The sequence below is a fragment of the Azospira sp. APE16 genome (assembly GCF_047901315.1).
Classification (GTDB): domain Bacteria; phylum Pseudomonadota; class Gammaproteobacteria; order Burkholderiales; family Rhodocyclaceae; genus Azospira; species Azospira oryzae.
In genome coordinates this window covers 2,342,773-2,356,766 of the sequence record NZ_CP179682.1, presented here as the reverse complement: position 1 = coordinate 2,356,766, position 13,994 = coordinate 2,342,773, and the positions used below count along the sequence as shown (strand labels likewise).

Sequence of the window (13,994 nt, the reverse complement as noted above, 5' to 3'; positions counted from 1 at the left end):
CCACCATTTACAGAGAGTGGATGGCGACTGGGTTTCGCGTCCGACCTAGTTGGTATGGAAGTAGGCGAAGTCAAACCCATCCTGCGACCATGAGTACGCTTTTGGGGTGAAGTGAAAAATGCACGCGGCGCCCCCCGCGATGGCAAGCTCCGAAGCGAACGTGAAAATGTGGTGGTTTGCGTCTGTCGCCGGAAGCCAGCGCCAGCCGCACTTCGTTGGTACGTTGTCCCCTACACCACGAGGCGGTCGGAGGCTTTGGACTGGATGTGGATAAGGAATTCGTCGGTACTCACCGGGATCCCGGTCGTCGGGCATGGTGAAGAAATAGGAAAGGAAGCCCTGCTTTACGCTGAGAATAAAGTTGTGGCGAAGATACGGATCCTCTTTGTCGTCGTATAGATCATTCAATACCTTGCCAAAGTCCGGGCTCCCAGGCGCTTGACCTGCAGGCCACTGGATACTTTCGCAGACAAGGAATGTCACCAGATTGTGGGATTCCTGTTCTTGTGGGCGGAAGTATCCGGAGGGCTCTTCGAATAAGCTCGGATCTTCCTTGGCAGCCTCTGCGAAAGATATGGCCTCAGTAACCGGGTACATCTGCATTTTCATCGTTGCACGCATGCGCTTGATGGCGAGGAGCTTTTCGAGCGACTCCTTGAGTTCAGCGAAAGTCAGTTTCGACTTTGCTTCGCCGACGGCGGCACACGTCTCGAGCGGAAAGAAACACCGTCCGCCTGCGGCTTCAATATGCGGTGTTTCATCGCGGTCGTAGACAACGACATCGCACTGCGTGCTCCGATTCCCATCGGGAGTAAGCACGAAGCCATCTCCGATCGAGAGGCGCCCGGGTAAGAAGCCGGCCAAGAGGCTTCGAATGACTTGCTCACGGTAGCGGCCGAACTCGCCGGCGTTGTGCAGCTTATTGGCGGCCTCCTCTGAATGAAACAGCGAGCGGCTGAGTTCGATATAGTCATCTCGGAATTTGCTGCTCGCCGCTAACGCAAGCGTTTCAATCGGAGATGCGGTGAGTGTCTCGGAATTGTCAGACATAGGTTTTTAGCTAGTTCGCGCCGTTCAATTGGTTTCGAAATTGAGCTAGGCCATTCAGAAAATAGGTAACGAGGGTGGGTTTCCTGCTCGGGCAGTGCCTCAGTCTGGTGCTGCGAGGGGCACGCCGTGAAAGGGCCCTCTCTGTTGCATTTCACTTGGCTACATCAAAATTCTGAATGTCCGTGATACGGAAATCTCTCGCTTGAGAAGCCCGAGTATTTTCAGATGAATGAGGTAGTTCCATGTCGCACTGTGTTCCAACTCGGTCGTAGATCGAGTCTGGAACTGATTACTTAACTACCACTCGATGTATTGGAATATCACAACCGGTGGCTGACGGCTTTGGGCTGATTCATCGCACTTGTTGTCCATGTAAGCCAGTATCGCCGTCTGCCACACTAGCCAGTTGCTGGCGTAGAAGGTCTCGCCAGACACGTCTGCTGTGAAAGCGTGTAGCTGGCGTCGCGCTAGACCGGCCTCTTTTATGTCCGTCGCAGCTTTTCAGCATCAGGTAACTCACAATAGGCACTGTAGGTAGTTCGGGTATGGAACGTTCGGCCAGCCTTCAGGACCTCACGCGGCACAAGCCACCTGGAACTTTCGGATAAGCGGAAATCGCTGGAAGTGCGACTCCAAAATCATGCCAAAAAATCCCTCTTGCGCGACGTGCATCAGGCCCGTATCCGGCATCTTGCCCTCCGCAACCAATATCTGCTCTTTCTGGTGGACTAGCGCTACAAGCGCTCTGCCCCGAGAGGTGAGTGGCGCGACGAAGTGGGGCTGCATCTTCCTGTCCACCCAATCGATAAGGCAGTCAGCGTAGTCGATCTGGACGAGACTCTGCGCGAGCAGAAACTTGACGAAATCAAAGGCGAACTGATGCTCGGTGTCGCCCATCCCCATTCTGGACGTGGAATTCGTAGCAGCCAGATTGTATTCGACGGCGTTGCAAACCACATCCATGCCGTAGTAGATGCTGCGACAGATGTTGGTAAGGCCATGCGCGAACAGATCAAAGTGACTGAGCGGGAAACTTGCATTGTTCGATTGCGTGGCGAGAAGCCTTGCAAGTACGCCGTCAAGGTGTTCAATAAACGGCTGGTCCTGCACGCCCGCGGTCTCAAAGAGCGCAATCGCGTCCGTCCCATTCAATAAGTTACCTTCTGGCACCTCGACGAAGGCCTTTTCGGCGTCGGGATTGCGCAATGCTTGCCGAACGTCGACCCAGTATGCGCTGCCGGAATTTGGATTGTGTAGCACCAGTAGAACGGGCAGCGGAAAGGACTCCCAGTAGTGTCGATGCTTGTCCGCGGGATAGAACTTCCACCCGCGAGCAGATGGCTTGTCGAAGTACGACACCCCTGATTTAACCTGGACAGCTACGATCCGGCTTGTAGTGAACCCGTCCGGCGTCACGAACTCAAGGTGACCGTCGACACCCACGTCGCCGGTTCCAGTTTCACGCCAGATTTGTCGGCGAAGAGCGGCGTAACTTTGAATTGCCGCGATGCCTTGGCGTTCTTGGGCATAGTTTGCCCCTGCCTTCGGAAATTGCATTGCTATCTTTCTACGATCGCTGCCTCTATTTTCCGAGATATGTTGGACTTCCACCAAGTCGTTCAAACTCGGCAACGCCAGGGCTACCGAGCCATGCCATGAAGTCAGCTGCAGATAGCGTACCGCCATGCACGCGCAGCAACCCTTCCATGAACACGCTGTGTTCGACCAGCGTAATGTCCTTCGATGCCGCCGCCTTCTTTTTCGAAGTTTCGTCGAACGCCGGCTTACCTAATGTCACCCGCCGCATCGCTGGATCAAAATCTGCCGCCTTCTGAACAACCGCCCAGGCTTCCTCTTTCTTGATGAGGGGAGGAGATTTTGTGCATGTTTTGCATTCAAGAAGGACTTGCTGAGAGCCCAATTCGATAAGCAAGTCTGGTACATTTGGTCGTGTACCGTCGTCGAGTACGGTCACGGCCCAAGCGGCTTCGACCCGCATAAGCGTCGCGATTGCTTCTTCGTAGTCTGTGCCTAAAGCATCGTCGCATGCCCTTACTTGGAGCTCGATCCCCAACTCCTGTCCGGTCTTATGATGCGCGGCAGCGAGCCGACTGGGTCCGAGCCCCACGGTGCTTGAGACAGCATCAATTAGCGCCTCCGCTCGCGGCTCGCTCCGAAGCAGTTGCACGAGTTTGTCTTTCGCAGTTCCCAGCACGTCGTGGAGCGTCGCGATGCCCTGTGCGATTAGCCCCATGGCGCGTTGCCGACCGAATCCCGGCACGCCGTGACGCTCGGCTACCCGCAGCACGTCCAGCGCTTCAATTGGGGCGCCCCAGCGGACGCGGCGTCCCAGCATAGCGATCTGATTGCTGACCGATTGCGGGCAACTGAGTTCAGGCGTTGTGGAGAGCTTGTGCAGACCATCAAGCACCCAAGCCACGTCCAGCGCCAGACGATGAATCATGCCGCCTGGTACGTGGGTGATGTGCGTGATCTTGCGATCTGCGAGTCCTTCGACATAAAGCGCGATCGCATGGGCACAGTGCGCCATCTTAAGGTCGTTGCGATCAAGCTCTATGGGCAACGGCTTCGTCGCCCAGAACGTCACCGACTCGTATGTAATTCGTGACGGGTAAGGAAAGAATCGAGATGGCCGCTCAGCCCTGAATTCATCGCTAGCACATGCGGCGTAGATCAATCCCGGGATCCACTCATCGAAGTTCGTCATGAGTTTTGGACCGATAGCACGTAGCATGGCGGCAAGCTGGACCGCCGTAGCGGGAAGCAGGCCGGACATCGCTGCTGCGTTGCCCAACGGTGTGATAAACAAGGCGCCGCCTTGTTCGCGGATCAGTGCATTGGCATTCAGCCAGTCAACGGCCGCACGGCTTTCGGTGGTCAGTGTTGCCAGCTTTGCTGGATTTCGGTTCAGCGTTTGATACCAGTACAGCGTATTCTCGAAGAACGTCATCACCTCAGCGAAGGTACTGGCTAGCCCAGAAGCGACCAGCGCCAAGATCGACTTGCGCAAGCTCAGGTTAACCAACTGCGAATGAAGCCGATCGTTGTCTGGCAGCACCAGCATGTTGGCATGTGCAAGTTCAACATTGTTCTGCGGCAGCAAAACGGCGAACCCGTCAGGGTGCATACCCAGCCTACCTGCCCGTCCTGACATGTTGCGGTAGTCGGACCTGATAACGTGACTTCCCGCCCGGTCGCCGTACTGATAGGTGAGCTTGGAGAAAACTATCGTCCGGAACGGGAAGTTAACTCCGGCAGCGAGAGTCGAAGTGGCAAAGCAAACCTCGAACTTGCCGTCGGTGAAGCCTCCCTCGATAACTTGGCGTTCCTGCGGCGACAGATCGGCCGTATGAAAGGCAACGCGACGCTCGGCGTTTTCGCGAAGCTGATCGGAGGCCTCTGTTGGCTCTGAGAACAAATCGAGTTGCTGCGCCAAAGCAATGCCAATACCGACGCGGGGTCGATTCTGCCCGAACGTAGTCGCGAAATTTAACGCTTCACGGCGGCTCTCTGTGAATACCAGAACAGGGCCACGCCCGAGTTGCAGCAAATGATCAACAACGACGCCAATGTCATTCGTTGCAGCAGCGCCGCCGTTCGCTTCGTGTCCATTATCGTCGCCGAATCTCGTACTATAGGCACGGCCTTGGTACCATATTTCCTGGTAAAGTGGCACGTCGCGGTGCGTGCTGCGAACAAGGCCGCACCCCATCCATCCGGCAATATCATCAGGATTCTCGACGGTAGCGGTTAACGCGACGAATTGCTTGATTCCGCGCTGGCGTAGCGCTGAGCACAGTGCTTCGATATCTGGCCCGCGCCCGGGCTCGCCCAGAATCTGCAACTCATCCGCAACGACCAGAGCATTGTTCGGTCTGAACTGACCGCTCAGAAACAGACCCAATGCCTTCTCGTAGGTCGCGACCATTAGCTGTGCATCGATATCGCCTTCAGTGCGGTCGCCTGTGTTCAGCCCAACCGACCCTATGGGTTCAGCGGCGCTTTCGCCGAAGCGGGCGACGAAATCGAGGTACTTTTGGTCTGCGAGGGCTTTATGGGAAACGAGATAGATCGCGCGGATACCGAGTCGAAGGGCGCACAAGACCGCAATCTCGCCCACTAAAGTCTTGCCGGACGACGTTGGGGCACTTACGACAAGGCTGCAACCATCTGCCGCACCGGCAGCGAGCGCCCGCTGCTGAACATCCGTCAGTGACTCAATGCCCCAGCTATGAAGTCGTTGAAGCAACCACGCATCGACCCCCGGCCCCTTTATGTCGGATGTTTTCATCTTCTGGCCATTAAATTGCTTACGGCATAAATGTATCGCATGATCTCCGCTAGCACCAATTTAGCTTCGGCTCGACTCCTGCTGATGGCCGATCGGCTGTTGCAAAGTGGGGGTCTGATGTCAGCAAACGGCTTCATTACCGACGGAAATTGCTAGCTAGTGAACCGCCCCGGCTTCAGTAGACACCTAGTTATCGGTTGAAGTGTTGATCTTCGAACTCTATTGGAGAAACGCCATTTGCATGAACTTGGCATCGCTACGGCTTGTAGAACCTCTCGATGCAATTGGAAACGTCGTATCGCGCCTTCTCACAGACGGCTTAGATTTCTCGACGAATCCGTTCTCGCTTCAGTAATCAGCGGAATTTGAGGCCTTGTATGTTCATTCCACCGATTCCATAAAAGAATCGGAGTAATCGCCGGGGTTTATGCCCCGGCGGGTTTTGGGGCGTGGCAGCTCGTTGAGGCCTGGGGTCATGAACCCGTACGTTAGCGTTGAGCGCCACGCCTGCTTGTCTTTTAACCCGAACAGTTGCTGGGGCCATGAGCCCGGATTTGCAAGGTAGGGTGGCTGACATGATAAATGAATCATTTGTAGGAATCGATGTATCGAAAGCCTGGCTCGATGTGGGCTTCCTTGCTACCGGCAGTGCTGAACGGCTGGCGCATGACGAGGTGGGGATAGCGGGCTTGTGCCAACGCCTGTGCGAACAGCCTCCCACCTTAGTGGTGATGGAAGCGACGGGTGGGCTTGAGACAGCCCTGGCCAGCGCACTGGCGGCGGCCGGTGTGCCGGTAGCCGTGGTCAATCCTCGGCAAGTACGGGACTACGCCAAGGCGTGTGGGCGACTGGCCAAGACCGACCGGATTGATGCCCTGATTCTGGCTGCTTTTACGCAAGCGATCCGGCCGCAGGTGCGAATTCTGAAGGATGAAGAGACACAAGCCCTGGCTGCGCTGCTGGCACGGCGGCGCCAGCTCATCGACATGCGTGTGCAGGAAAAGCTGCGGCTGGATCGGGCGGAGGTAGTGCAGCAGACGAGTTTGAAGGAACACATTGCCTGGCTCGATGAACGCATTGCTGCACTGGATATTGATCTGACGCATCGCCTGCGGACGAGCGAGGTCTGGCGCGAGAAAGACGATCTGCTGCAAGCCATTCCAGGGGTAGGCAAAGTGACGCGCATGACTTTGCTGGCGGAATTGCCCGAACTCGGAAAGCTGGACCGTAAGGAAATTGCAGCACTAGCGGGGCTCGCACCGTTCAATCGCGACAGCGGCAAACATCGTGGCGAGCGTGTGATCTGGGGTGGCAGGGCGCAGGTACGTCAGGTGCTCTACATGGCGGCTTTGTCAGCTACGCGCAGCAACCCGCCAATCCGGGAGTTTTATCAGCGCCTCTGTGCACAAGGCAAACCGAAGAAGGTGGCGCTGACCGCCTGCATGCGCAAACTGCTGACTGTGATCAATGCCGTAGTCAAAAACAACTCCCCCTGGTGCGCTTCAGGGCTTGACCTTCAACACAGTTGCTAACGGCAGGTAGCTGGCGGACTGCCGACTGATCTGGGGCGGCCCTCGTACGTTGGCTCTGGCCGATAAGCCGCCCGTCCCCGGGCGGCTTTTTCATTTGCGGCTTTCGCTAACCCTCACCCAAACACCGTCGTACTCCTCCCCCCCTTCAACCGCTTCAACGTGGCCACCAGGTGATCCACTTCCTGGCAGGTGTTGTAGAAGGCCAGGGATGGCCGCACCGTGGCTTCCAGGCCGAAGCGGCGCAGGATGGGTTGGGCGCAGTGGTGGCCGGAGCGCACGGCGATGCCTTCCTGGTTGAGGGCCTTGCCCACTTCTTCGGTCTTGAAGCCTTCCAGCACGAAGGAGGCGACGCTGGCCTTGTCCCTTGCCGTGCCGATGATGCGCAGGCCGGGCACGGTTTTGAGGCCGTGGGTCGCGTATTCCAGCAGGGCGTGCTCGTAGCGGGCGATGCTTTCCAGGCCGATGCGTTCCACGTAGTCCAGGGCGGTGCCCAGGCCCACGGCGTCGGCGATGTTGCCGGTGCCGGCTTCGAACTTGTTGGGCGCCGGTTGGTACAGCGTCCGCTCGAAGGTGACGTCGGCAATCATGTTGCCGCCGCCCTGCCAGGGCTGGGTGGCTTCCAGGATGGCGGCCTTGCCATAGACCACGCCGATGCCCGTGGGGGCGAAGACCTTGTGGCCGGAGAAGACGAACCAGTCCGCATCCAGGGCCTGCACGTTGACCCGCAGGTGGGAGACGGATTGGGCCCCGTCCACCAGCACCTTGGCGCCGGCCCGGTGGGCCAGGTCCACGATTTCCTTGACCGGGGTGATGGTGCCCAGGGCGTTGGAAACCTGGGTGATGGCCACCAGCTTGGTCTTCTCGTTGAGCAGCTTCTGGTACTCGTCGAGGCGGATCTGGCCGTCGTCGTCCACCGGGATGACGCGGATCTTGGCGCCTTTCTCGGCCGCCAGCTGCTGCCAGGGGACGATGTTGGCGTGGTGTTCCAGGATGGAGACCACGATTTCATCGCCGGCGCCGATGTTCTGGCGCCCCCAGCTCTGGGCCACCAGGTTGATGGCTTCGGTGGCGCCGCGCACGAAAATGATTTCGTTGGCAGAGCCGGCGCCGATGAAGCGCGCCACCTTGTTCCGCGCCGACTCGTAGGCATCCGTGGCCCTTGCCGCCAGTTCGTGGGCGGCGCGGTGGATGTTGGAGTTTTCGTGGGCGTAGAACCAGGCCAGCCGGTCGATTACCGCCTGGGGCTTGTGGGTGGTGGCGGCGTTGTCGAACCACACCAGGGGCTTGCCGTTCACCCGTTCTGCCAGGATCGGGAAGTCGCGGCGGATAGCGTTGACATCCAGGGGCGGGTGGGCCAGGGGCTGCACCGGGGGCTCGGCCTGGGCCGCATCGGCCCCCACCGGGTCGAGGAAGTAGAAGGAGGAACTGCGGCTGGGCACGGCGGCGGGAATGCTGCCTTTGCTTTCCCGGGGCGCCTTGTTGTCAGCCAGCAGGGCCTTCAGATCTTCCGCACCGGGCAGGCCGAAGGACTGGGCCGTGACGCGGTCGTCCCGCGGCACCACGATCTCGTTCTCCTTGGGCAGGTGGGCAGGGTAAGCGCTGCCTTCGCCCAGGAAGTAATAGGGCGTGGCGGGCGCGAACACCGGCGCTGCGGACGAAGCGGACTGGGGCAGGGCGGGGGCATAGGCCTGGGGCACGCCCAGGATGGCGCTCCCAGGCCTGCCTGCCCCGGGAATGACTTCCACAGCCGAGTCTGGCGCACCGGTCTGGCTGCTTGCCGCCGGCGCCAGGGAAGGCGCCCGCTGGCCCAGGGCGATCACCGGCTCGTGGGACTGGGGCGCCACGTTGCCCACCGGCGCGGGGTTTTCCACGGGGCCCGGATTGCCCGGCAGGGCGGCGAAGAAATCGCTCGCCAGCCGGGCCAGGGTGGCCTCGTTGGGCAGCCCCGCCGGCAGCAGTCCGGCCAGGCCTTCCGGCGGGTTACTTGTAGGTGTCGGGGTAGTCATGGTACTTGCCGATCTCCACGTCATCGAGCACGGCCAGGGCATCTTCGGTCAGCACGGCCAGGGAGCAATAGAGCGAAATCAGGTAGGAGGCGATGGCGTTGCGGTTGATGCCCATGAAGCGCACCGACAGCCCCGGACTCTGTTCGCCGGCCAGGCCGGGCTGGAACAGGCCGACCACGCCCTGGCGCTTTTCGCCGGTGCGCAGCAGGATGATCTTGGTCTTGCCGTCCTCGATGGGCACCTTGTCGGAAGGGATCAGGGGAATGCCGCGCCAGGTGAGGAACTGGGAGCCGAAGAGGGAAACGGTGGGGGGCGGAACGCCACGGCGGGTGCACTCGCGGCCGAAGGCGGCGATGGCCAGGGGGTGGGTGAGGAAGAAGGCCGGTTCCTTCCACACCTTGGTCAGCAGGTCGTCCAGGTCGTCCGGAGTGGGGGCGCCGGTGAGGGTGGAGATGCGCTGGGCGTCATCCACATTGGCCAGCAGGCCGTAGTCCGGGTTGTTGATGAGTTCGGATTCCTGACGTTCCTTGATGGTCTCGATGGTCAGGCGCAGCTGTTCCTTGATCTGGTCGTGGGGGCTGCTGTAGAGGTCGGAAACCCGGGTGTGCACGTCGAGGATGGTGGTGACGGCGTTGAGGAAGTATTCCCGGGGCTGGGCATCGTAATCGACGAAGGTCTGGGGCAGTTCGGATTCATCGCGCTGGGAGCAGGCGACGCGCACGTCCCGGGGGTTGATGACCTTGTTGAGGCGGTAGATGCCGGCTTCCACAGGCAGCCACTGCAGCAGGTGCACCAGCCAGCGCGGGGTGATGGTGGATAGCTGGGGGACGGTCTTGGTGGCATTCGCCAGTTGCCGCGCGGCGTTGTCGCCGAGGGCCTGGGCGCCTTCCGGATGGACGACTTCGGTCATGGATGACTCTCCTTGCTTGAGTTGTGATGGAGCGGTTGTTGAAAAGTGAAATCGGGATGAATCAGGCTGCGGCGGCCTTGAGCGGCGTCGGCGGCGGCAGCGAGTGCTGCGAATGCTGGGAATCGGCCTGGGTCACGTGGCTGCCCGGGGGCACGCTGTGGGTGAGCCAGACGTTGCCGCCGATGCTGCTGCCCTTGCCGATGGTGATGCGGCCCAGGATGGTGGCACCGGCGTAGATCACCACGTCGTCCTCGACGATGGGGTGGCGCGGCTGGCCCTTTTCCAGGTTGCCGGCCTCGTCGGTGGTGAAGCGCTTGGCGCCCAGGGTGACGGCCTGATATAGGCGCACCCGCTGGCCGATGACGGCGGTTTCGCCGATGACGACGCCGGTGCCGTGGTCGATGAAAAAGCCGGCGCCGATGGAAGCCCCCGGGTGGATGTCGATGCCGGTCTCGGCATGGGCCAGCTCGGCGACGATGCGGGCCAGCAGGGGCACGCCCAGGTGGTAGAGCTGGTGGGCCAGGCGGTGGTGGATCATGGCCACCACGCCCGGGTAGCAGAGCAGCACTTCGTCGACGCTGCGGGCTGCCGGGTCGCCGCTGTAGGCCGCTTCCACGTCGGTATCGAGCAGGGCGCGGACCTGGGGCAGGGCTTCGGCAAAGCTGCGCACGATGTGCAGGGCCCGCTCCTCGACAACACCGTCGCTGGTGGCGTGGTGGCGGGCGGCGTAGCACAACTCCAGGCGCACCTGGCCGAGGAGGGATTCCAGGGCCGCATCCAGGGTGTAGCCGATGTAGTAGTCCTCGCTCTCCTGGTGCAGTTGGGCCGGGCCCAGGCGCATGGGGAAGAGGGCGCCCTGCAGGGCGGCGACGATCTCCTGCAGCACCTCCCGGGAGGGCAGCTCGCGGCCGCCCACGTCCTTCTGGCGCTGCTGGCGTTCGCGCCAGCGTTCCCGCTCGGCCCGCAGTTCGGCGACGATGCGGCCCAGGTCCCACTTGGCGCCCGGGCGCTGGCCCTGGGGCCCCTGGGACTGGCCGCAGCCGTAGGTGGGGGCGGCCATGTTCAGTCCTGCACCCAGGGCAGGGCGGCGTGGCGCCAGCCGCCCAGGGCGCCGCGCTGCTGCTGCTCGTCCAGATCGCCCTCGAAGCCTTCGAGGATGTTGAAGACCTGGGTGAAGCCCGCCTTGGCGGCGGCCTCGGCGGCCAGGGCCGAGCGCTTGCCGCTGCGACAGAGCAGCAGCACCGGCTGGTCCTTTTTCACCTTGGCTTCCAGCTCCTTGACGAAGCGGGGGTTGCGGTTCAGCGCCGTGCCGGTGGCCCAGGCCACGTGCAGGGTTTCGGGCACATGGCCGACGAACTTGCGCTCTTCGGCGGTGCGCACATCCACCAGGGCCGCGGCGCCGCTGGAGAACAGCTCCCAGGCTTCCTTGGGCGTGACTCCGCCGGCGTAGGGCGTGCCCTGGGCCTGGGCGGTGGCCCGGGCCCGTTCGAGAATGGGGTGGCTGGTGGTGGCGCTGGGAGCGGGGGCGGATGACGCCTGGGCGCCGGCGTGACGGGATGGGGCGGCACCGTTGGCGAAGGCGGTGCTGAGGGCTTGAACTGGCATGGCGCTTTTCCTCCTGGGTGGATGTCCGGCAGACGGCGGGGCGTCGTTGCGGGCGATGGAGGCAAGCCTAGTGGGGGAGTGTTTATTATGAAAAATACTATTTTGAAATGCCTATATTGCTAATTTGAATATATGCAATTGTGCTGACCGGCGGGGCGGGTGGCGGCTCCGGGGATGTGTCGCTGATGACAGGTAAAGCTCGGCGGGCGCCGCGCAAGGGCGCAGAAAGGGCTGCAGAAAGGGCCGCTCTAGCCCAGTGAGGTGGCTGGGCTGATTTCGCCTACTGTGCTGCCGCCGCCGCCCGGGCCAGTTCCTCCCGGCTCAGTACGAACTCCCGGCTGTTGGCCAGCCGTTCCACCGCCAGGTCGATGAAGCGCCGCACCCGGGCCGGCTGGGCCCGGCGGCTGCCGTAGTAGATGAACATCTGGTAGCTGTCGGTCATGTGTTCCGGCAGCAGGGGCACCAGGCGTCCGCTGCGGATCAGGGCGCCGCCGGTGGGCACGGCGATCTGGGCGATGATCTCGCCGGCCAGCACGGCGTGCAGTTCCAGTTGTTCGTCGTTGGTGCAGAAGGCCGGGCGCACCGGGTGGTCCTGCTCTCCGTCGCCCACCTTGACCCGCCAGGGGATGATGCGGCCGTCTTCGGAGTGGCGGAAGACGCTGCAACGGTGGGCCTCCAGATCGTTGAGGCTGCGCGGCACACCGTGCCGCTGCAGGTAGCTGGGGGCGGCGCAGATCACCATCTGCATGGGGAAGAGGGGCCGGGCGATGAGGCCTTCCTCCGGTGCCGCGCCCAGGCGAAAGCCCACATCCACCCGTTCCTCCACCCAGTTGCTGCGCCGGTCGTCGAGCTGGATGTCCGGCTGCACCTCCGGGTAGAGGCGGCAGTATTCCTCGATCACCGGGCCGATGACCGACACGGAAACCGAGCGGGGGCCGACGATGCGCAGGGGCCCGGCCAGGTCTTCCCGGGTCTGCCGGGCGCCGCTCAGGGCCTGTTGCAGGCCCAGCAGGGAGGGCCGGGCCGCCTCGAAGAAGCGCTGCCCTTCTTCCGTCAGGGACATGCTGCGGGTGGTGCGGTGAAAGAGCCGCACCCCCAGGTGCTGTTCCAGCTGGCCCAGGGCCTTGCTGGCGGCCTGGGGGGATATCTGCTGGGCCGCCGCGGCCTTGCTCAGGCTGCCCAGTTCCACGGTGTGGATGAAGGTGGCGATGGAGCGCAGTTCGTTGATGGCCATGGGGCTTTCCCGGGTTATTTACATCGAATGGTTGTAAATAATACAAACCATTTGGCGGTAGTTGGATGTTTGTTGCCCCGCTACAGTTCGTCCATCGCGTTTTTCAATGCGTCCCCATTCCCTTCAGGAGGATTTTCAAATGGACAACTTCACTTTCTTCAACCCCACCCAAGTCGAATTCGGCAAGGACAAGGAACAGGCCATCGGTCGCCATCTGGCCGAGCACGGCATCAAGAAGGTGCTGTTCTGCTACGGCAGCGAGCGCATCAAGCGGGACGGCCTCTTCGAGGTGGTCAGCAAGAGCCTGGCGGAGCAGGGCATCGCCTTCGTCGAATGCGGCGGCATCGTCAGCAATCCGGTGATTTCCAAAGTGCGGGAGGCCATCGCCCTGGCCCGGGATCATCAGGTGGAGGCCATCCTCAGCGTCGGCGGCGGTTCCGTGCTGGACAGCTCCAAGGCCATTGCCGCCGGCGTGCCCTACGCCGGCGACGTGTGGGATCTCTTCATCGGCAAGGGGCGCATCGAATCCGCCCTGCCGGTGTTCGACATCCTCACCCTGGCCGCCACCGGCAGCGAGATGAACAACGGTGCCGTGGTCACCAACGAGGCCACCCAGGAAAAGTTCGCCATCACCTCCGTGCATACCTATCCCAAGGTCTCCATCGTCAATCCGGTGCTGATGAAGACCGTCTCCCGGGATTACCTGGTGTATTCGGCGGCGGACGTCATCGCCCACGCCATCGAGGGCTATTTCACCGCCAAGGACGAGCCCCGCTTCCAGTCCCGCCTGGTGGAAGCCATCATCAACACGGTGATCGAAACCACCGAAACCCTGCTGGCCGACCCGGAAAACTACGAAGCCCGGGCCGAGTTCGCCTGGGCCGCCACCCAGGCCCTGAACGGCCTGCTCTATGCAGGGATCTCCGGCTACAGCTACCCCAACCACATGATCGAGCACTCCCTCTCGGCCCTCTTCAACGTGCCCCACGGCGCCGGCCTCTCCGTGGTCATGCCGGCCTGGATGAAGTGGTACCACAGCCGCAACCCGGTCCAGTTCCAGCGCTTCGCCAAGTACGTGTTCGGCGTGGAAACCGCCGAGCAGGGCATCGCCGCCCTGGAAAAGTGGTTCGACAAGATCGGCACCCCCACCCGCCTTTCCCAGCTGGGCATCAGCGAGGCCGACCTGCCCAAGACCATCGACAACGTGCTGGGCAACGCGGTCCATTTCGGTGTGGCCGAGACCTATCCCCGGGACGTGGTTGCCACCATTCTCAAGAGCGCCCTGTAAGCCTGGGCAGCCCGCCGGACCTGGTTAGGGATTGCTGAGCCGGGGCCCTGAGTCCTG

Annotated in this window: 10 protein-coding genes; 2 read left to right on the top strand and 8 right to left on the bottom strand. The window is 61.6% G+C overall.

Annotated features, from left to right (window positions below; genetic code table 11):
• Positions 1 to 45: 45 nt before the first annotated feature.
• The 3 genes from ACLSSQ_RS11230 to ACLSSQ_RS11220 all read right to left on the bottom strand — a co-directional run bounded on the left by ACLSSQ_RS11230 (position 46) and on the right by ACLSSQ_RS11220 (position 5,362).
• Positions 46 to 1,050 carry a DUF6602 domain-containing protein gene (locus ACLSSQ_RS11230; RefSeq protein ID WP_416242703.1) on the bottom strand — a complete coding sequence of 335 codons (1,005 nt, stop codon included), beginning with the start codon at positions 1,048 to 1,050 and terminating at the stop codon, positions 46 to 48.
• Between the two features lie 573 nt (positions 1,051 to 1,623).
• Positions 1,624 to 2,607, bottom strand: a complete 984-nt coding sequence (locus ACLSSQ_RS11225) for a DUF4365 domain-containing protein (RefSeq protein ID WP_014237172.1) — start codon at positions 2,605 to 2,607, stop codon at positions 1,624 to 1,626.
• A gap of 25 nt (positions 2,608 to 2,632) precedes the next feature.
• Entirely contained in the window at positions 2,633 to 5,362 is a 2,730-nt protein-coding gene (locus tag ACLSSQ_RS11220; protein ID WP_014237173.1) for a DEAD/DEAH box helicase, read from the bottom strand.
• Positions 5,363 to 5,937: 575 nt separating this feature from the next.
• Here ACLSSQ_RS11220 and ACLSSQ_RS11215 point away from each other — a divergent pair.
• A complete protein-coding gene (locus tag ACLSSQ_RS11215) occupies positions 5,938 to 6,894 on the top strand; it encodes an IS110 family transposase (protein ID WP_043798065.1) in 957 nt (318 codons plus the stop codon).
• A 113-nt stretch (positions 6,895 to 7,007) separates the two neighbouring features.
• Here ACLSSQ_RS11215 and ACLSSQ_RS11210 read toward each other — a convergent pair whose 3' ends face one another.
• From ACLSSQ_RS11210 to ACLSSQ_RS11190, 5 genes are all read right to left on the bottom strand, one after another.
• The gene (locus ACLSSQ_RS11210; RefSeq protein WP_014237175.1) at positions 7,008 to 8,900 is read right to left on the bottom strand and encodes a family 2A encapsulin nanocompartment cargo protein cysteine desulfurase; all 1,893 of its coding nucleotides are present in this window, start codon (positions 8,898 to 8,900) and stop codon (positions 7,008 to 7,010) included.
• A complete protein-coding gene (locus ACLSSQ_RS11205; protein ID WP_014237176.1) occupies positions 8,875 to 9,810 on the bottom strand; it encodes a family 2A encapsulin nanocompartment shell protein in 936 nt (311 codons plus the stop codon). Before ACLSSQ_RS11205 ends, ACLSSQ_RS11210 begins: the two co-directional genes overlap by 26 nt.
• A 61-nt stretch (positions 9,811 to 9,871) precedes the next feature.
• A complete protein-coding gene (epsC, locus tag ACLSSQ_RS11200) occupies positions 9,872 to 10,870 on the bottom strand; it encodes a serine O-acetyltransferase EpsC (protein ID WP_014237177.1) in 999 nt (332 codons plus the stop codon).
• 2 nt (positions 10,871 to 10,872) lie between these two features.
• The gene (locus ACLSSQ_RS11195; RefSeq protein ID WP_014237178.1) at positions 10,873 to 11,415 is read right to left on the bottom strand and encodes a rhodanese-like domain-containing protein; all 543 of its coding nucleotides are present in this window, start codon (positions 11,413 to 11,415) and stop codon (positions 10,873 to 10,875) included.
• A gap of 280 nt (positions 11,416 to 11,695) precedes the next feature.
• Positions 11,696 to 12,649, bottom strand: coding sequence for a LysR family transcriptional regulator (locus tag ACLSSQ_RS11190; RefSeq protein WP_416242702.1), 954 nt, complete (start codon positions 12,647 to 12,649; stop codon positions 11,696 to 11,698).
• A gap of 139 nt (positions 12,650 to 12,788) precedes the next feature.
• On the opposite strand from ACLSSQ_RS11190, the gene ACLSSQ_RS11185 reads away from it, so the two are divergent.
• Positions 12,789 to 13,937 (top strand): iron-containing alcohol dehydrogenase, encoded by a 1,149-nt coding sequence (locus ACLSSQ_RS11185; RefSeq protein ID WP_416242701.1) that lies wholly within the window; start codon positions 12,789 to 12,791, stop codon positions 13,935 to 13,937.
• The last annotated feature ends 57 nt before the right edge of the window (positions 13,938 to 13,994 follow it).

Excerpts from the sequence above, each read along its gene's own strand:
- ACLSSQ_RS11230 (WP_416242703.1), bottom strand. The coding sequence starts at position 1,050 with ATGTCTGACAATTCCGAGACACTCACCGCATCTCCGATTGAAACGCTT.
- ACLSSQ_RS11225 (WP_014237172.1), bottom strand. The coding sequence starts at position 2,607 with ATGCAATTTCCGAAGGCAGGGGCAAACTATGCCCAAGAACGCCAAGGC.
- ACLSSQ_RS11220 (WP_014237173.1), bottom strand. The coding sequence starts at position 5,362 with ATGAAAACATCCGACATAAAGGGGCCGGGGGTCGATGCGTGGTTGCTT.
- ACLSSQ_RS11215 (WP_043798065.1), top strand. The coding sequence starts at position 5,938 with ATGATAAATGAATCATTTGTAGGAATCGATGTATCGAAAGCCTGGCTC.
- ACLSSQ_RS11210 (WP_014237175.1), bottom strand. The coding sequence starts at position 8,900 with ATGACTACCCCGACACCTACAAGTAACCCGCCGGAAGGCCTGGCCGGA.
- ACLSSQ_RS11205 (WP_014237176.1), bottom strand. The coding sequence starts at position 9,810 with ATGACCGAAGTCGTCCATCCGGAAGGCGCCCAGGCCCTCGGCGACAAC.
- epsC (WP_014237177.1), bottom strand. The coding sequence starts at position 10,870 with ATGGCCGCCCCCACCTACGGCTGCGGCCAGTCCCAGGGGCCCCAGGGC.
- ACLSSQ_RS11195 (WP_014237178.1), bottom strand. The coding sequence starts at position 11,415 with ATGCCAGTTCAAGCCCTCAGCACCGCCTTCGCCAACGGTGCCGCCCCA.
- ACLSSQ_RS11190 (WP_416242702.1), bottom strand. The coding sequence starts at position 12,649 with ATGGCCATCAACGAACTGCGCTCCATCGCCACCTTCATCCACACCGTG.
- ACLSSQ_RS11185 (WP_416242701.1), top strand. The coding sequence starts at position 12,789 with ATGGACAACTTCACTTTCTTCAACCCCACCCAAGTCGAATTCGGCAAG.